Annotated in this window: 17 protein-coding genes; 14 read left to right on the forward strand and 3 right to left on the reverse strand. The window is 63.6% G+C overall.

Annotated elements, in window-relative coordinates; translation table 11 throughout:
* Window positions 1-11: 11 nt before the first annotated feature.
* From JWR89_RS19765 to JWR89_RS19790, 6 genes are read left to right on the forward strand one after another with little or no spacing between them, the layout of a single operon-like run.
* On the forward strand, window positions 12-1,271 hold the full coding sequence (locus JWR89_RS19765) for an ABC transporter substrate-binding protein (RefSeq protein WP_299719214.1): 1,260 nt from the start codon (window positions 12-14) through the stop codon (window positions 1,269-1,271).
* Window positions 1,272-1,330: 59 nt separating this feature from the next.
* On the forward strand, window positions 1,331-2,086 hold the full coding sequence (locus tag JWR89_RS19770) for an ABC transporter ATP-binding protein (protein WP_299719216.1): 756 nt from the start codon (window positions 1,331-1,333) through the stop codon (window positions 2,084-2,086).
* Window positions 2,079-2,783: an ABC transporter ATP-binding protein gene (locus JWR89_RS19775; protein WP_299719218.1), complete on the forward strand. Its 705-nt coding sequence runs from the start codon at window positions 2,079-2,081 to the stop codon at window positions 2,781-2,783. Before JWR89_RS19770 ends, JWR89_RS19775 begins: the two co-directional genes overlap by 8 nt.
* Before the next feature lie 7 nt (window positions 2,784-2,790).
* On the forward strand, window positions 2,791-2,976 hold the full coding sequence (locus tag JWR89_RS19780) for a hypothetical protein (protein WP_299719220.1): 186 nt from the start codon (window positions 2,791-2,793) through the stop codon (window positions 2,974-2,976).
* A complete protein-coding gene (locus JWR89_RS19785; protein WP_299719222.1) occupies window positions 2,976-4,421 on the forward strand; it encodes an amidase in 1,446 nt (481 codons plus the stop codon). Before JWR89_RS19780 ends, JWR89_RS19785 begins: the two co-directional genes overlap by 1 nt.
* A complete protein-coding gene (locus JWR89_RS19790; protein ID WP_299719224.1) occupies window positions 4,376-5,365 on the forward strand; it encodes an amidohydrolase family protein in 990 nt (329 codons plus the stop codon). Before JWR89_RS19785 ends, JWR89_RS19790 begins: the two co-directional genes overlap by 46 nt.
* Window positions 5,366-5,479: 114 nt before the next feature.
* Here JWR89_RS19790 and JWR89_RS19795 read toward each other — a convergent pair whose 3' ends face one another.
* Complete coding sequence (locus JWR89_RS19795) at window positions 5,480-7,204, reverse strand: IlvD/Edd family dehydratase (RefSeq protein WP_299719226.1); 1,725 nt, start codon at window positions 7,202-7,204, stop codon at window positions 5,480-5,482.
* A gap of 194 nt (window positions 7,205-7,398) precedes the next feature.
* On the opposite strand from JWR89_RS19795, the gene JWR89_RS19800 reads away from it, so the two are divergent.
* Genes JWR89_RS19800 through JWR89_RS19835 form a run of 8 tightly spaced genes read left to right on the forward strand, consistent with a single transcriptional unit; the run spans window position 7,399 to window position 15,084 of the window.
* A complete protein-coding gene (locus JWR89_RS19800) occupies window positions 7,399-8,682 on the forward strand; it encodes an extracellular solute-binding protein (protein WP_299719228.1) in 1,284 nt (427 codons plus the stop codon).
* A 7-nt stretch (window positions 8,683-8,689) separates the two neighbouring features.
* Window positions 8,690-9,637 (forward strand): sugar ABC transporter permease, encoded by a 948-nt coding sequence (locus JWR89_RS19805; protein ID WP_299719230.1) that lies wholly within the window; start codon window positions 8,690-8,692, stop codon window positions 9,635-9,637.
* A gap of 2 nt (window positions 9,638-9,639) precedes the next feature.
* Window positions 9,640-10,491: a carbohydrate ABC transporter permease gene (locus JWR89_RS19810; protein ID WP_299719232.1), complete on the forward strand. Its 852-nt coding sequence runs from the start codon at window positions 9,640-9,642 to the stop codon at window positions 10,489-10,491.
* 9 nt (window positions 10,492-10,500) lie between these two features.
* Entirely contained in the window at window positions 10,501-11,637 is a 1,137-nt protein-coding gene (gene ugpC / locus JWR89_RS19815) for a sn-glycerol-3-phosphate ABC transporter ATP-binding protein UgpC (protein WP_299719234.1), read from the forward strand.
* The gene (locus JWR89_RS19820) at window positions 11,634-12,641 is read left to right on the forward strand and encodes a Gfo/Idh/MocA family oxidoreductase (protein ID WP_299719236.1); all 1,008 of its coding nucleotides are present in this window, start codon (window positions 11,634-11,636) and stop codon (window positions 12,639-12,641) included. The genes ugpC and JWR89_RS19820 overlap by 4 nt, the downstream gene beginning before the upstream one ends.
* Before the next feature lie 11 nt (window positions 12,642-12,652).
* A complete protein-coding gene (locus JWR89_RS19825; protein ID WP_299719295.1) occupies window positions 12,653-13,336 on the forward strand; it encodes a GntR family transcriptional regulator in 684 nt (227 codons plus the stop codon).
* Window positions 13,337-13,370: 34 nt separating this feature from the next.
* Window positions 13,371-14,156 (forward strand): SDR family oxidoreductase, encoded by a 786-nt coding sequence (locus tag JWR89_RS19830; protein ID WP_299719239.1) that lies wholly within the window; start codon window positions 13,371-13,373, stop codon window positions 14,154-14,156.
* A 10-nt stretch (window positions 14,157-14,166) separates the two neighbouring features.
* Window positions 14,167-15,084, forward strand: coding sequence for a dihydrodipicolinate synthase family protein (locus tag JWR89_RS19835; protein ID WP_299719241.1), 918 nt, complete (start codon window positions 14,167-14,169; stop codon window positions 15,082-15,084).
* Between the two features lie 80 nt (window positions 15,085-15,164).
* Here the strand turns inward: JWR89_RS19835 and JWR89_RS19840 are convergent, their stop codons facing one another.
* Together JWR89_RS19840 and JWR89_RS19845 are read right to left on the reverse strand one after the other, a co-directional pair.
* Window positions 15,165-16,112 carry a tripartite tricarboxylate transporter substrate binding protein gene (locus JWR89_RS19840; protein ID WP_299719243.1) on the reverse strand — a complete coding sequence of 316 codons (948 nt, stop codon included), beginning with the start codon at window positions 16,110-16,112 and terminating at the stop codon, window positions 15,165-15,167.
* Window positions 16,113-16,250: 138 nt separating this feature from the next.
* Complete coding sequence (locus JWR89_RS19845) at window positions 16,251-17,099, reverse strand: fumarylacetoacetate hydrolase family protein (protein WP_299719245.1); 849 nt, start codon at window positions 17,097-17,099, stop codon at window positions 16,251-16,253.
* Window positions 17,100-17,118 lie beyond the last annotated feature (19 nt).

Here is a 17,118-nt window from a genome sequence, read left to right on the forward strand (position 1 = left end):
AGGACATCGATATGGACCGCAGGCAATTTCTGAAGACCACGACCGCTGCCGTCGCCGCCGCCGGCCTCGGCGCCGCCCCCTGGCGTTCCGCCATGGCGCAGGCCGGCCCGATCAAGATCGGCTTGCTGGCGCCGCTGACCGGCGTCGTCGCCTCCGGCGGCAAGGAAATGGTCGAAGGCGTGCAGTTCTATCTCGACCAGGTCAAGAACGAGATGGGAGGCCGCAAGGTCGAGCTGACCATCGAGGACGATGCCTCGAACCCCGACACGGCGCTCCAGAAGGCGCGCCGGCTGGTCGAGCAGGGCAACTGCCACATGCTGATCGGCGATCTGCTGGCCAATACCGGCCTCGCGGTGGCCAACTACGTCAAAGGGACCGGCACGCCGTATTTCATTCCGATCATCGCCGCCGACGATCTGACCCAGCGCGCCCGCATCAAGAACGTGATCCGCGTCGCCGGCTACACCGCCAGCGCCTTCACCCATCCGTTCGGCGACTGGGCTCTCAAGCAGGGCTACAAGCGCATTGCGACGATCAGCCAAGACTACACGTTCGGCCACGAGCAGTGCGGCGGTCTCGCCCAGGTGTTCACCGAAGGCGGCGGCGAGATTGTCCAGCAGTTCTGGCATCCGCTCAACACGGCGGACTTCAGCCCTTATCTCGGCCAGCTCGCCGAACTCAAGGTCGACGCCATCTTTGCCATGGAGACCGGCGCCGACTCCACCCGCTTCATCCAGCAATATGCCTCGTTTGGCCTGAAGGCCAAGACCCCGCTGCTAATGGCCATGAACGGCACTGACCAGTCGGTCATCCGGACGATCGGCGAGGAAGCCGAGGGCATCATCTCGGCAGCGCATTTCGCCGAAGGCTCCGACAAAGCGGTAACCGCCAAGTTCACCAAGGACTACGAGGCCAAATACGGCAAGATCCCGTCGCTATACGGCTTCTCGATGTATTCCGGCATGATGTGGATCGACGCCGCGCTGAAGAAGATGGGCGGCAAGGTCGAGGACCGCGATTTGTTCATCGACACCGTGCTGAAGACTGAGCTCGACGGTTCGCCGCTCGGCAAGGCGGTGAAATTCGACGCCTACGGTAACCCGGTCTACGACGTCACCATCCGCAAGGTCGTCAAACGCGCCGACGGCAAGTACTGGAATGTGCCGACCCAGACCTATCCGGAAGTGGGCCAGTTTTGGAAGTACGATCCGGAAACCTACCTGAAGCAGCCAGCCTATTCGCGGACCTTCCAGGGCATCAAGAAGGCCTGATGCTTCGCTGACAACGAGACGCGGCCTCATCGGCCGCGTCTTACCAACGGGAATACCTTGTGTCCGAAACGATCCTGACGCTGACAGATGTGGTGGTGGCCTTCGACGCCTTGCGTGCGGTCGATGGCGTTAGCCTGACCGTTCCGCGCGGCCAGCGCCGGGCCATCATCGGGCCGAACGGCGCCGGCAAAACCACTTTGTTCAATGCCATCGCAGGCGCGGTGCCGCCGACGTCGGGCAAGATCGTGTTCAACGGACATGACGTCACGAATCTACCGCCGCACCGCCGCGCCCAGCTTGGTATTTCGCGGACCTTTCAGATTACAAATCTGTTTCCGACCCTGACCGTGCAGGACAATATGATCCTCGCGCTGCGCGGCCTGAGCCAGCGAAAATTCTCTCTGTTCGGCAAGCCCGATACCGATACGACGGAAGCGCCGCGCATCGCGGCGGCGCTGACCGCCGCGCGGATCGGCGAGCGGGCCGGTGTCATCGTCAAGGAAATGAGCTATGGCGAACAGCGCCAGCTCGAGATCGCGATCTCGCTGGTCACCACGCCGACCATGCTGCTGCTCGACGAACCCGCCGCCGGCCTGTCGCCATCGGAGCGTTCCATGGTCGCGGAGATCATCCGCTCGCTCGACCGCGATATCACCGTAGTGCTGATCGAGCACGACATGGACCTCGCCCTAGGGCTGGTCGATTACGTCACCTGTATGTTCGAGGGCCGCGTCCTTGTGGAGGAGCCGCCGGAGGGCATCCGGCGCAACAAGCAGGTCCAGGAAGTCTATCTCGGGAAGCCGCGTCATGCTTGAGGTCAGGGATCTGCATAGCGGCTACGGCGAGGCGGTGGTGGTGCGCGGCGTCTCGCTGGACGTCAAGGCCGGCGAGATCGTCGCACTGCTCGGCCGCAATGGCATGGGTAAGACCACCTTCATCCGCTCGATCATGGGGCTGACGCCGCCGCAGATCCGTTCCGGCACTATCAGCTGGCGTGGCGAGAATCTGGTCGGCCTGCGCCCGCACGACATCGCCGCGCGAAAAATCGCCATCGTGCCGCAGGGCAGGCGGCTGTTTCCGTCGCTGACGGTGACGGAACATCTGACCATGCTGAAGAGCGCGCGCGCGAAAGACGGCTGGACCGTCGACCGCGTGTTCGGAATCTTTCCCCGCCTCAAGGAGCGCCGCTATCATCGCGGCGGGCAATTGTCCGGCGGCGAACGCGGCATGCTCGCGGTCGGCCGTGCGCTGATGATCGATCCGGAGCTGATCCTGATGGATGAGCCGTCGGAGGGGCTAGCGCCAGTGATGGTGCAGCATCTTGAGAGCATCATTCTCGACCTCAAGCGCGAGGGTCTGTCGATCCTGCTCGTCGAGCAGAATCTTTACAGCGCGCTGGCAGTAGCCGATCGCGTCTACATTCTCGAAACCGGTCAGGTCGTGCATCAGGGCGATGCGAAGGAGCTGAGCCAACAGACCGATCTGCTGTTCCAGCGGCTCGGCGTGCAGTGAGGACATCATGAGCGAAGACCTGCTGCGGCAAGTCGCCGCCGATCTTAATTTCGCTTCCGACGCCGCCAGCCGCGTACCACGCATGGCGGCGCTGATGGCAGACAACAACCGCCGCATCGCCGACGTGCCGTTGCCGTTCGATTCGACGCCCTATGCCATGCCGCTGTGGCTCGCTGCCGCGGACAAGCGGTGATGACGAACGCTGTCGCCGAACTGGATCTCTGCGCGCTTGCCGCTGCCATCGCCGCGGGCGACGTCACTTCGGTCGCCGCGACCACGGTGGCGCTGGAGCGGCTGGACACAGTCGGGAGCAAGCTCAATGCCGTGGTCCGGCTCGACGTCGAACGCGCGCTCCGAGCCGCCGAGGCGGCCGACAGACAGCGCGCGTCGGGCGCCGCATTGCCGCCGCTGCACGGCGTGCCGCTGGCGCACAAGGATCTGTTTTATCGCGCTGGCGACCTTTCTGCCGGCGGCTCGAAGATCCGCGCCGGCTTTCGGCCCGATGTCACCGCGACCGTGGTGCAGCGGCTCGACGCATCCGGCGCGCTCGACCTCGGCCGGCTGCAACTCGCCGAATTCGCCATGAGCCCCACCGGCTACAACGAACATAACGGACACGCGCTCAATCCGTGGAATCCGGCTTACGTGCCCGGCGGTTCGTCGTCCGGCTCGGCGGTCGCGGTGGCGGCCCGGCTTGTCGCCGGCTCGCTCGGCACCGACACCGGCGGTTCGCTGCGTCATCCCGGCGCCATGTGCGGCCTCGTCGGGTTGAAGCCGACCTGGGGCCTGGTGCCCACCGACGGCGTCATGCCGCTCTCCGCTTCGCTTGATTGCGTGGGACCGTTGACGCGCACCGCGCGAGATTCCGCGCGGCTTTTGTCGATGATCGCTGGGCACGATTATGAAACGCCGCTGAAAGGCGACATCCGCGGCATGGCGATCGCGGTGCCCGGTGGCTACTACCGCGAACTGCTCGATCCAGGTATCGCCGTGCGGCTGGAGCAGGCGGTTGTTGTACTGCGCAAGCTCGGCGTTACCACCATCGAGACCGCGCCGCCGGACATGGCCCTGATCAATGCGCTGATGCAGGTGCTGATGAGCGCCGAGGCCGCTACCATTCATCGCCGATGGCTTATCGAGCGTCCGCAGGATTATGCCGACCAGGTTCGCGCGCGGCTGGAGCCCGGGCTGCTTTACCCCGCCACGCGCTACGTCGAGGCGCTGTCGCTGCGCGCAGCGCTGACGCAGGGCTGGATCGCCGCCTGCATCGGATCAGCCGACTTGGCCCTGTTGCCAGCGATCTCGCTTCATGTGCCGACCGTCGCAGCCACCACCGAAGGCGATCCCGCCGACGTCGCCGCTTTCATCGGCAAACTTACCCATTGCACTCGCGGCATCAACTATCTCGGCCTTCCCGCCGCTTCAGTACCCTGCGGCTTCGACGCCGCATCGATGCCGGTCGCGTTCCAGCTAGTCGGCCGTCCCTTCGCCGAGGCCGCCATTCTCCGCGTCGCCGACGCCTATCAGTCCGCCACCGAATGGCACCTGCACGCGCCCGTTGCGGCCGAACTGAATCAAACGAAGAGAGAGCCATGCCCGTCATCGATATGCATACCCATGCGCTCAGCAAGCGCGTAGAGCCGCTGGTCACCGGTCATTACGATCCGATGGACAACCCCTATCGCCGCGACATGTCGGCCGCGAGCCGCGACACTGACGCGGAGCAGGGCCGGCTGCTGCCGAAGTTGATGCTCGACGTCGCCACGCGCCGCGAGATGATGCAGCGTATGGGTGTGGACTTTCAGGTGGTCGCACCGGCGCCAGCGCAGCAGCACTACTGGGCCGGCGAGGATCTGCAATGCGCGCTGTCGCGGGTGCAGAACGAGGACATTGCGGCTTTGGTGGAGCAGGACCCGGCGCATTTCGCTGCCATGGGCACGCTACCGATGCGCTTTCCTGCTCGCGCCGTCGAAGAAGCGGTGCACGGGGTGGAGACGCTCGGCCTGCGCGGTTTCCAGATCGACACCCGGGTCGAGACGATGGAGTTGTCAGCGCCAGGGTTCGATCCGCTCTATGCGCGGCTGGCCAAGCTGCGCGTGCCGCTGTTCGTGCATCCACTCGGTTTTTCCCACGGTCAGCGGCTCGCGCCGTACTTCATGGTCAACAGCATCGGCCAGCCGATCGAGGAGACCCTCGCGATCTCGCACTTCATCATGGGCGGCGTGCTTGATCGTCACCCCGATCTCGACATCGTCATTGCCCATGGCGGCGGCTTCTATCCGTTCTACAGCGCTCGCATGGATCACGCCTGGAAGGTGCGGCCGGAAGTCCGCAAGCTGACCGCCGATGCGCCGTCGACCTATCTGAAACGGCTGTGGTTCGACACCTGCGTGTTCTCGTCCGAATTGATCGACGCGCTGGTGGCGACCGTCGGCATCGACCGGGTCATGATGGGATCGGACTATCCGTTCGACATGGGCGACGAGGACCCGGTCGGGCTGGTCAAGCGGACGAAATTGTCCGATTCCGACCTCGACAAGATTCTGTACAGCAATGCCAGAGGCTTGTTCAAAATCGCGTAAGCATGAACGGCAGATCGACGGCGACCGAGACGCAACGATTCGTTTGCATCTTGCATGCGATCGACAACATCCTGTCGAGCAGTCCGGGAAAGGCCAGCCAAGCTCACCTCTCGGTCACTTCGCGGAAGCGCTGTCGCGGTTCGCCAGCATGAAGTCAAAATCGCAACCGGCGTCGGCTTGCGTGACGGTCTGCTGGAACAGCCGCGCATAGCCGCGAGCCGGCAGGTTGGCCTCGACGGGCAGCACCACGGGCTGCGCGGCGCGGCGGCGTTCGAATTCGGCGTCGTCGATCATCAGGTTGATCGAGCGGCCGGCTACGTCGAGGCAGATCATATCGCCGGATTGCACCAGGCCGAGCGGGCCGCCCACGGCGGATTCCGGTGTGATGTGCAGCACGATGGTGCCGAACGCGGTACCGCTCATGCGTGCATCGGAAATCCGCACCATGTCCTTGACGCCTTGGCGGCCGAGCTTTTTCGGGATCGGCAGGTAGCCGGCCTCGGGCATGCCCGGCGCGCCCTTTGGCCCAGTGTTGAGCAGCACCAGCACGTCGTCGGCGGTGACGTCGAGATCAGGGTCGTCGATTCGCGCCGCCATGTCCTCAACCGACTGGAACACCACGGCGCGGCCGGTATGCTGCAATAGCCGCGGCGTCGCCGCGGAGCGTTTGATGATGGCGCCGCGCGGCGCAAGGTTGCCGTATAGCACGGCCATCGAGCCTTCAGCCTTGATTGGATTGTCGCGCGGCCGGATCACGTCCTGGCCCGGCACGATCTCGGCGTCCGCCGCGATTTCGCCTAGCGTCTTCCCGGTGATGGTCTGCGCATCGCCATCGATCAGGTCGCCGAGCTCGGCGAGCAGCTTCGGCATGCCCCCAGCGTGGTGGAAGTGTTCCATGTAATGCGCGCCGGAGGGCTTCAGGTCGATGAGCACCGGCACCTTGCTGCCGATCTCGTCGAGCACGTCGAGGTCGAAGCCGTGCGGCGTGCGGTTGGCGATGGCGGTCAGATGAATGATACCGTTAGTGGAGCCGCCGATCGACTGCATCACCACGGCGGCATTTCGGAACGCGGCTGGCGTCAGCAACTCGGACGGTGTCGGGCCGCCGTTCACTGCCATCTCGGCGGCGCGCCGGCCGCTGGCCTCGGCGAGGCGGAAGCGTTCGGCATGCGGCGCGGGGATCGTGGCACTCATCGGCAGCGACAGGCCGAGCACTTCGGTGATGCAGGCCATGGTCGAGGCTGTGCCCATCACCATGCAGGTGCCGACCGAGGGAGCGAGGCGACTGTTCACGATCTCGATTTCCTCGGCATCGATCTCTCCGGCGCGGTGCGCGCTCCACAGCCGGCGGCAATCGGTGCAGGCGCCGAGCACTTCGCCCTTGTGATGGCCAACCACCATCGGGCCGACCGGAATGACCACCGTTGGCAGATCGACCGATGCCGCCGCCATGATCTGCGCGGGCAAGGTCTTGTCGCAGCCGCCGATTACCACAATGGCGTCCATCGGCTGGGCGCGGATCATTTCTTCGGTGTCCATAGCCATCAGGTTGCGCAGGAACATGGACGTCGGGTGCGCGAAGCTCTCGTGGATCGAGATGGTGGGAAACACCATCGGCATGGCGCCGGCCAGCATCACGCCGCGCTTCACCGCTTCGATGATCTGGGGGACGTTGCCGTGGCAAGGATTATAGTCGCTGTAGGTATTGGTGACGCCGACGATGGGGCGGTCCAGCGCATCGTCGGAATAGCCCATCGCCTTGATGAAGGCCTTGCGCAAAAACAGCGAGAATCCCGCGTCGCCGTAACTGGTCAATCCCTTGCGGAGCCCATTGGCCATTGCTTCCTCCATGGCCTTCAGGGCCTGTTATGACGCCCTTACATCCTGCCTAACTCGAAGATTGTCAATAATACACGGTCCATATTGCCTAGTTCAGCGCGAAAACGTCCGATGAAAACATTATTATTGACAATTCATCACTCCTTCTCCACGGTCTGCCACAATAAAAATCGATGCCCGGGATGGAGATATTCATGAGAGCAACAGCAGTAGGCCTCGCCGCGATCAGTCTTGTCGCCCTTTGCGCCGGCGCCGCTCCCGCATCCGCGCAGGCCACGCAAATCACGATGTGGAGCAACTGGCCCGACGAGCCCGCCAAGAAGGATTGGGTAACTGCGCGGGTCAAAGACTTCGAGGCCGCCAACAACAAGTGCTCTGTCAAGCTCAGCTTCATCCCCAAGGCCGATCTCTACACCCAGGCAAAGTCCGCGGTGCGCACCGGCCAGGCGCCGGACATTTTCTACATGGAGCCGGACCAGCCGGAATTCCTCGCCGGCGGATTCCTTGAGCCGCTGGATGGCTACGTCGATCTCAACCAGTACGAGGACTGGTCGAAACCGGCCTGGACGTCGAAGGGCAAGGTCTACGGCCTGCCGGTCGAGGCCTACACCGTTGAACTTTATTACAATAAGGATGCGGTGAAGAAGGTCGGCATCGACGTGCCGGCCTCGTTCCAGCTGACCCAGGACCAGTTCACCGATCTAGTGAAAAAGGGTGTCGCCGCCGGCATCACCCCGGTGGCGCAGGGCGTCGGCGATCGTCCGTTCCCGGGCGGCCTGCTGCTGTTCGAATCGCTACTGCGCAAGCTAGGCACCGAGGAATACGGCAAGCTGCTCGACGGCAAGCTGTCGTTCAAGGACCCGCGCGTCGTCGAGGTGATGACCTGGATGAAGACGCTGGTCGATGCCGGCGCCTATCCCAAGAGCTTCTCGACCCTCAAGCTCGGCGAGTCGCACTTTTACTTCTATAACACGCCGGGCGCGTTGACTTTCCCGGATCCGAGCTGGTTCACCGGACGCGCCTTCGCGCCGCCGGAAGGCGGCGGCATGCCGGCGAATTTCTCGCTCGGCATCATGCAATTCCCGGCGATGGACAAGGGCACCTGCCCGGAGTGCAAAACCCTCGCAGTGGCTGGCAGCTTCGTGATGTATGCGAAGAGCAAGAACAAAGACTGCTCCGGCGCGCTGATGAAGTCGATGGCAACGGTCGAGAACGGCACCAAGTGGATGGAGCAGGTCTCGCTGCAGACCGGTCTGAAGTCCGATCCGGCCAAGATCAACAGCCCGCGCAAGGACTATTTTGCCGAGCTGAACGCGCGCAACAAGGACGTCAAATACTTCTTCGGCACGCCGCTTCTGTACTACCGCGCCAAGTGCGCCGAGACCTACACCCAAGTGATGAACAACGCCTTTCCCGCCGGACTCCTGAGTGTTCAGGATGCCGCGGAAAAGATGGATGCTGCCTGCTTCAAGAGCTGAGACCATCATGACTACCACCAGCATGTCTTCCGATGCCAGCGGAGGGGCGGCTAACGCCTCCTCGCTGGCGGACCCGCGCCGGGCAAGTTGGTGGGTTCTCGCGATATTCCTGTTTCCGGCACTGGCGGTCTATGTCGGATTGACCGCCTATCCGGCGTTCCGGACATTCTACGACAGCTTCTTCACCATCGAAGGGCTCGACGCCACCTTCGTCGGGCTCGACAACTATCGAGCGCTGATGTCCGATGAGACGTTCTGGGTGTCGGTGCGCAACACCTTTATCTGGTCGTTCGTCGCACCGGTGCTCGACGTCGCCACCGGCCTTCTGCTGGCACTCGCACTTTACGCCGGCGTGCCGTTCGCGCGCTTTCTGCGCGTCGCCTGGTTCACGCCGGTGCTGCTGTCCTACGTCGTTGTCGCGATCCTGTGGACCTGGATCTACAACTACGACTGGGGCGTCGTGAACCTCGTATTGCGCGCCCTCGGGCTTGATGCGCTGGTGACGTCCTGGCTCGGCAACCCGAACACCGCGCTTGCCGCGCTGATCGTGACTCATGCCTGGAAATGGGCCGGCTTCAACATGGTGGTGTGCCTTGCGGCGATCCACTCGCTGCCGAGCGAAGTACTGGAAGCGTCCGAACTCGACAATTGTGGCTGGGGCGCCAAGTTGCGCTATGTTATCGTGCCGATGCTGCGGCCGACGCTGCTGAACCTCTACATCCTCGCCTTCATCGGCAAGATGAAGATCTTCGATCTGGTCTGGATCATGACCCAGGGCGGGCCGCTTTGGGCGACTGAAACGGTGTCCACCTACGTCTACAAGCGTGCCTTCAACTGGAACACGTTCGACCTGGGCTATCCCTCGGCGATCGCCTCGGTGTGGTTCGTCGTGGTGTGCGGCGCTGTCATCATTCTCAATCGCCTGCTGGCGACCCGCGAACGCCTGGAGTACTGATCGTGGCTGACACGCTTGCGGAACGCGCGCCCTTGCCGCGGTTCTTCAGCCGCGGAGCTCTCGCTCTCGTGCTGGGCATCTACACGTTCTATACGCTCGGCCCGTTCCTGTGGCTGATGACCATGTCGGTGCGCACCACTGCCGAGATCAGCACGGATCACTACGCCTTTCCAAAAAAGTTTCACTGGGAGCAGTTTCGGATCGCCTGGATCGATTCCGACTTCGCGACCTACTTCTGGAACTCAACCATCGTGGTGGTCAGCGCCGTCGCCGTAGTTACCCTGTTTGGCGCTGCCGCCGCCCACGCGCTGGCGCGCTACCGCTTCCGTGGCAACCGCGCTGTCTACGGCATCCTGTTCTCGTCGATCATCTTTCCACCGCAGATCACGCTGATCTCGCTGTACCAGATTTTGGTCGACTATAACCTCTACAACAGCCTGCTCGGCCTGACGCTGGTCTACGTCTCGCTGCAACTGCCACTGACGGTGTATCTGCTGGAAGGCTTCTTCGCCCGCATCCCGCAGGACCTGTTCGATGCCGCCAAGATCGACGGCTACGGCGATCTCGAAATCTTCCGCCGCATCGTGCTGCCGATTGGAATGCCGGCCATCGCCACCACGCTGATCCTGAATTTCATCCAGCTCTGGAACGAGTTTCTGTTCGCGGTGGTGCTGATCACCGATCCCGACAAGCGCACGCTGCCGGTTGGCATCCGCGCCTTCATGGGCGACCACTTCCAGGACATCGGCATGATCGCGACCGGCGTGATGATCTCGGTCATCCCGGTCATCATCGTCTACGTGTTCTTCTCGGAAAAACTCATTCGCGGCATGACTGCCGGCGCAATCAAGTAAGAGGCAGCCATGGCCGTCGTCACGCTCGATCAGATCACCAAGCAATACGGGCCGACCGGTCCCGTTGTCGTTGACCACGTCGATATTCACATCGCCGACGGCGAGTTCATGGTGTTGCTCGGGCCGTCCGGTTGCGGCAAGTCGACCACGCTGCGGATGATCGCCGGGCTTGAGGAGATCAGTTCCGGCAAACTCTCCATCGGCAACCGCGTCGTCAACCAGGTGCCGGCCAAGGATCGCGACATCGCCATGGTGTTCCAGTCCTATGCGCTCTATCCGCATATGAGTGTCGCTGAGAACCTCGCATTCGGCCTGCGCCGTCGCAAGTTTGCCGCCGCCGAAGTCGACCGCCGCGTGAGCGAGGCCGCTTCGATCCTGGGCCTCACGCCGCTGCTCGAACGAAAGCCCAGTGCATTGTCGGGTGGCCAGCGTCAGCGCGTCGCGCTCGGCCGCGCCATGGTGCGGGAGCCGATGGTCTTCTTGTTTGACGAGCCGCTGTCCAATCTCGACGCTGCGCTGCGCGTCAACACCCGCACCGAGATCATCAAGCAGCACAAGCGACTGGGATCCACAATGATCTACGTCACCCACGACCAGGTCGAGGCCATGACCATGGGGACGCGCATCTGTGTCATGAATGCCGGCAAAGTGGCGCAGATCGGCGCACCGCTTGATGTCTACTGGGAGCCCGCCGACACTTTTGTGGCGCGCTTCCTCGGCTCGCCGCCGATGAACCTTGCCAGCGCCATGGTGGCATCCTCCGCCACGGGCCATGGGGCGCGCAGCGCCAGCCTCGAATCACCGCTGACGCGCTGGTCGCCGGCCGTGCTCGGCAGCCTCATCGACAAGAAGATCACGTTCGGGGTTCGCGCCGAAGACCTGTTCATGAACAAGGCGGCGCTGGGATCCGAACCAGCAGGCCTTGTGCGCGGCCGTGTCATCGCCGTCGAGCCGCTTGGCGCCGAGACGCTGCTGTTGATCGAAGTCGAGCCCGGTGTCGAATGGACTGCGCGGCTGCCGCGCCACGTCCCGGTATCGACAGACGAAATCGTGGAGTTGTACTACCCTGCAAGCGCCGCCTTCATCTTCGACGCCACCACCGGCCGTGCTGTGATCGGCGAAGCCCGCCGGGATCCCCGGCAGTGAGCGGCGCATTGCGCGTCGGCCTGATCGGTGCCGGCTGGGTCACGCAGTACCATCTACAGGCTTGGCAGAAGCTGGCTGGCAGGGCGGATATCGTTGCCATTGCCGATCCCTCCGTGGAGAATGTCGCCACGCGTGCCGACGCCTTCGGGATCGACAAGCGTTTCTCCGGTGCGCAGGCGATGCTGGATGGATGCCAACTCGACGCGGTGGATATTGCCGCGCCACGCGCGGTCCATGCCGAACTGGTGCGGCTGGTGGCCGACCGCGGCATTCCCGTGATCTGCCAGAAGCCGCTGGCGCCGACGCTCGTCGAAGCCGAGATCTTGGCGCGCGACGTGGAAGGCCGCATCCGCCTGATGGTCCATGAGAACTGGCGGTTTCGTGATTACTATCGCGACGCTGCCGGCTGGATTCGCGACGGCCGCATCGGCGAGATCACCGCGGCGCGGCTGATGCTGGTTACATCAGGCACCATCAAGGATTCAAACGGCCAGTATCCCGCGCTCGTCCGCCAGCCCCTCATGCGCAATGAGACGAGGATGCTGGTGGCCGAAGTGCTGATCCATCATCTCGACACCTTGCGCATGCTGCTCGGGCCGCTCGACGTCACGGCGGCCACGCTGACCCAGACTTGCACCGAGATTGCCGGCGAAGATGGCGCGGTCATCCAGTTGCAGTCGCAGGGCGGCGCCGGCGTGTCGCTCTTCGCCACCTTTGCCGCCCACGGCGCGCCGCCGGCACAATCCGACCGGCTCGACATTCTCGGCAAGGACGGCGCGATCCGGCTAGAGGGTAACGAACTGCAGCTGTTCGGCGCGCAGCCGGAAACGCGCAGCTACGATCTCGCCGCCAGCTATCAGGGCTCCTACGACGCCACTATCGCGCATTTCGTCGAGGCACTTGCGAGCGGCGCGCCATTCGAGACCTCGCCGAAGGATAATCTCCAGACCCTGCGGCTGGTGGAGGATTGCTACCGGCTCTCCGGTCGGGACAATCGACCGTGACAATCACCAGAATGCCGGAGTCGCGGATGGACGAGCAGGCCGAAATCATCAAGCGTCTCGAAGAGGACATCATCTTCGGCCGGCTGCCTCCGGGTGCGCGGCTGATCGAGGACAGCCTCATGGCCCGCTACGGCGCGTCGCGGCACTTCGTCCGTCAGGCGCTGGTTCAGCTCGAACACACCGGCATCGTCCAGCGTGAGAAGAATGTCGGTGCCACCGTGCGCTCTTATTCGGCGGAACAGGTACGCCAGATCTACGAGGTCCGCGAGATGCTGACGCGGCAGGCCGCTTTAATGATCCGCCTGCCGGCACCGGCGGCGCTGGTGGCCGAGCTCGAGGCGCTGCAGGCAGAATACGTCGCCAATGCCGAGAAGGGCGACCTGCGCGGCATCCACGACACCAACGATGCGTTTCACGTGGCGTTGTTTGGCGCCTGCGGCAATCCCTACCTGGTAGGGTCGCTGCAGGATTATATGGGCCTGACCCTCCCGATGCGCGCCAAGAATCTGGCCGACCGCGAGGGCCTGCGGGTCTCCATCAACCAGCACAATGTCATGATTGCGCTGCTGCGCGGCAATGATAACTGGGCGCTGGCCCAGTTGTGCGTCGAACACATGCATTCGAGCAAAGCTGATTACCTCGCGCGCATTGCCGATGTCTGGGTGGACGTGCAGGACAATTCCACCGACGTGTAGTCACTACGCCCGATCTCGGGTCAAAGGATAGAAGATGGATCTCGGACTGAACAACAAGGTTGCACTGGTGCTCGGCGCCGGCGGCGGGCTTGGCAGCGCCATTGCGTTGACGCTGTCGAAGGAAGGCGCGCGTGTCGCGCTTGCCGATATCGACGCCGCGGCGGTTGAACGCGTGGTTGCGGAGATCGTCGCGGCCGGTGGCAAGGCGATGGCCGTGCCGTTCGATCTCGCCGACCGCGCCGCCATGGCGGCGCGCGTCACCGAAATCGAGGCCAGGTTCGGCCCGGTCGATGTGCTGGTCAACAACACCGGCGGTCCGCCGCCGACGCCGGCCGCGGGCCAGGATCCGGCGTTGTGGAGCAAAAGCTTCGACCAGATGGTGCTGTCGGTGATTGCGCTGACCGATCGCGTGCTGCCCGGAATGCGCAGCCGAAAGTGGGGCCGCATCGTCACCTCGACCTCGTCGGGCGTGGTCGCGCCGATCCCCAACCTGGGTATTTCCAACGCGTTGCGGCTGACGCTGGTCGGTTGGTCGAAGACCTTGGCCCGCGAAGTCGGTAGCGACAACATCACCGCCAATATCGTGCTGCCCGGCCGCATCGCCACCAAGCGCATCACCTTTCTCGACGAGCAGAAGGCCAAGCGCGAAAACCGCAGCGTCGAGCAGGTATCAGCGGAAAGCACCGCGTCGATCCCTGCCGGCCGCTACGGCGATCCGCAGGAATATGCAGACGTCGTGGCGTTTCTTGCCTCTACCCGCGCCTCCTACGTCAACGGCTCGGTGATCCGCGTCGATGGCGGCTATATCGCCAGCATCTGAAGGAAACATCATGGCCCTCGACGCAACCGCCTCCGGCGTATTCCCGATCGCGCCCACCCCGTTCCATCCCGATGGCCGGATCGACGAGGCTTCGGTCGGTACCCTCATCGACGGTTACCTGAAGGCTGGCTCGACCGGCGTGACCGTGCTCGGCATCATGGGCGAGGCCCCGAAGCTCGAGCCGGAGGAGTCCATCGCCATCGCCGACCGCTTCATCAAGGGCTTTGGCAAGCTGCCGGTGATCGTCGGCGTTTCCGCACCCGGCTTCGCCGCCATGCGCGCGCTGTCGCGCACAGTGATGGAGAAGGGCGCCGCCGGCGTCATGATCGCGCCGGTGCCGAGCCTGCGCACCGACGACCAAATCATCGGCTACTACCGCCAGGCGATCGAGGCGATCGGCTCCGACATTCCGTTCGTGATTCAGGACTATCCGTTGACGCTGTCGGTGCAAATGACGCCGAAGGTAATCCGCAGCATCGTGCAGGAGCACGCGTCCTGCGTCATGCTGAAGCACGAGGATTGGCCGGGGCTGGAGAAGATCTCCACGCTGCGCAGCTTCCAGGCCGACGGTTCGATGAAGCCGATCTCGATCCTCACCGGCAACGGCGGGCTGTTCCTTGATTTCGAAATGGAACGCGGCGTCGACGGCGCGATGACCGGCTACGCCTTCCCGGACATGCTGGTCGAACTGGTCAAGTTGCAGAAGGCCGGCGAGCGCGACGAGGCGCACGATCTGTTCGATGTCCACCTGCCGCTGCTGCGCTACGAGCAACAGCAGGGCGTCGGCCTCGCGGTGCGAAAATACGTGATGATGAAGCGCGGCTTCATTGCCTCGGACGCGCAACGCAAGCCGTGGCCGGCGCTCTCGGCCAAGGCCAGGGAAGAGATCGACTATCTGCTGGCGCGGCTTGCACGCGCGGGCAAGTGAGACGCCATTATTATCCGGCGACCCCTGCCGACGCGAAATGGCCACGGGCGGGAAGCCGGTGGCCATTGATGTAAAAGTTCCTACTCCGGCTGGATGCCGAGCCCTTGAATGACCTTGCCTGTGTTCGCGAGTTCGGCGTCCAGGAACTGCTTCGCGCCGGCGGGTGTCACCGCGTCGCCGATGCGGACATCGAAGCCGAGGGTCGGGGCGCGCTCTTGCACTTCAGGCGAGTTGATCGCACGCGCGACCTCGAAGCTGAGTTTTTGCACGATGTCCGGCGGTGTGCCGGCCGGCGCCATGAACATGAACCAGCCTTGGAGGTCGACGCTCTTCAGCGTTTCGGAGATAGCGGGCACGTCCGGCAGGGAAGCGATCCGTGTACTGCCGGCAACGGCCAACGGGCGCAGCGTCTTGGCCGCAATGAAGGGCTCGGCCACGGAGGCGGACTGGATGGTTACCTGGATGCGTCCGGTGATGCTGTCCTGCACCGCGTTGGTGGTCGTGTTGTAGGGCACCAGCACGAAACCGGTCCCCGCCTGCTTGTTGATGGATTGCGCGATCAGGCCCGAGATGTTGCGCGGCCCATCGACCGCCATGCTAAGGGAGCCCGGTGCCTGTTTCTCAAGGGCTATCAATTCCGCCAGCGTATTCGCTTTGACTTCAGGGTTGACGAGAAGCACGTGGTTGCTGCGCGCTACCGTCGCCACCGGCACAAAGTCCTTGATCGGATCGTAGGGCAGCTTCTTGAACGTGTACGGATTGGTGACCAGCGCTGCCGAAGTCGCGAACAGGAACGTGTAGCCGTCCGGGGCTGCGCGGGCGACGGTCTGGGTGCCGATGAGGTTGGCAGCGCCCGGCCGGTTCTCGACCACAAATTGTTGCCCGAGCGCCTTGCCCAATTTGTCGACGATGATGCGGCACAGCACATCCGGGCTGTTGCCGGCAGCCTGCGAGACCACCACGGTAATCGGCCGGGTTGGCCATGACTGCGCGAGCGCTGGGGTCGTGAGGCCCAGCACGCCGCCCATTAGGAGCGCGAGGTGAGATCGTCCGAGCATATTAATCCTCCTTGAGTGAGTGCCTGCGATTTTTCATCGCTTAAGGCTGCGATCCGTTGGTCAGCTCGTCGATGGCGGGGCGGCGCGCGATGCGCGCTCCGCCTTCCATCAGATCTCGTCGGAGACGCCATTACGCAGAACGCCCAGCCGATCGATTTCGACTTCGACGATATCGCCGGGCTTCAGCCACAGCGGCGGGGTGCGCTTGGCACCCACACCGCCGGGCGTACCGGTGACGATCACGTCGCCCGGCTCCAGTCGCGTGAACGACGAGCAGTATTCAATCTGACGCGGAATATCGAAGATCATCTGATCGATCGTCGCATCCTGGACGATCTGGCCGTTGACGCGTGTCTGCAGCCGAAGTGGCTTCACGTCGCCGAGTTCATCCGGCGTCATCATCCACGGGCCGAACGCGCCGGTTTCCGGAAAATTTTTGCCGGGCGTGAACTGGTGCGTATGGCGCTGGAAGTCGCGCACGCTGCCTTCGTTGTAGCAGGCATAGCCGGCTATGTGGATCCACGCATCGGCCTGCGTGATATGGCGGCCGGGCTTCCCGATAATGATCGCAAGCTCGCCTTCGTAATCGAGATGGGTCGAAAGCTTCGGCCGGACGATGTCGGCGAGATGGCCGGTCTGGCTGTTGGCGAACCGCGCGAATACGGTCGGGTTCTCGACTTCGGAGCGGCCCGTTTCCTTGCGGTGCGTTTCGTAATTGAGGCCGATACAGAGAATCTTGTCGGGATTCGGAATGACCGGCAGCCATGCGATGTCGGCCGTCGGATATCGCTTCGCCTCGCGCGCGGCCTTGCCGACGGCCGACAGCGCGTCTGCGGCAATGACGGATTTGAGATCGGGGTAGCGGTGTTTCAGGACGGCGCCGACGTCGAGCGCGTCCTCGCCCTCGATCACACCCCAGCTGCGGTTGTTGCCGATCTTGAAGCTTGCCAGTTTCATGGTGACGTCCTCGCTTTGG

It is taken from the genome of Tardiphaga sp. (assembly GCF_028290785.1).
Classification (GTDB): Bacteria; Pseudomonadota; Alphaproteobacteria; order Rhizobiales; family Xanthobacteraceae; genus Tardiphaga.

Bases quoted from the DNA above. Each gene is read 5' to 3' on its own strand.
- JWR89_RS19825 (WP_299719295.1), top strand. From the start codon at position 12,653: ATGCCGGAGTCGCGGATGGACGAGCAGGCCGAAATCATCAAGCGTCTC.
- JWR89_RS19835 (WP_299719241.1), top strand. From the start codon at position 14,167: ATGGCCCTCGACGCAACCGCCTCCGGCGTATTCCCGATCGCGCCCACC.
- JWR89_RS19795 (WP_299719226.1), bottom strand. From the start codon at position 7,204: ATGGCCAATGGGCTCCGCAAGGGATTGACCAGTTACGGCGACGCGGGA.
- ugpC (WP_299719234.1), top strand. From the start codon at position 10,501: ATGGCCGTCGTCACGCTCGATCAGATCACCAAGCAATACGGGCCGACC.
- JWR89_RS19785 (WP_299719222.1), top strand. From the start codon at position 2,976: ATGACGAACGCTGTCGCCGAACTGGATCTCTGCGCGCTTGCCGCTGCC.
- JWR89_RS19840 (WP_299719243.1), bottom strand. From the start codon at position 16,112: ATGGGCGGCGTGCTGGGCCTCACGACCCCAGCGCTCGCGCAGTCATGG.
- JWR89_RS19780 (WP_299719220.1), top strand. From the start codon at position 2,791: ATGAGCGAAGACCTGCTGCGGCAAGTCGCCGCCGATCTTAATTTCGCT.
- JWR89_RS19790 (WP_299719224.1), top strand. From the start codon at position 4,376: ATGCCCGTCATCGATATGCATACCCATGCGCTCAGCAAGCGCGTAGAG.
- JWR89_RS19775 (WP_299719218.1), top strand. From the start codon at position 2,079: ATGCTTGAGGTCAGGGATCTGCATAGCGGCTACGGCGAGGCGGTGGTG.
- JWR89_RS19830 (WP_299719239.1), top strand. From the start codon at position 13,371: ATGGATCTCGGACTGAACAACAAGGTTGCACTGGTGCTCGGCGCCGGC.
- JWR89_RS19765 (WP_299719214.1), top strand. From the start codon at position 12: ATGGACCGCAGGCAATTTCTGAAGACCACGACCGCTGCCGTCGCCGCC.
- JWR89_RS19800 (WP_299719228.1), top strand. From the start codon at position 7,399: ATGAGAGCAACAGCAGTAGGCCTCGCCGCGATCAGTCTTGTCGCCCTT.
- JWR89_RS19805 (WP_299719230.1), top strand. From the start codon at position 8,690: ATGACTACCACCAGCATGTCTTCCGATGCCAGCGGAGGGGCGGCTAAC.
- JWR89_RS19845 (WP_299719245.1), bottom strand. From the start codon at position 17,099: ATGAAACTGGCAAGCTTCAAGATCGGCAACAACCGCAGCTGGGGTGTG.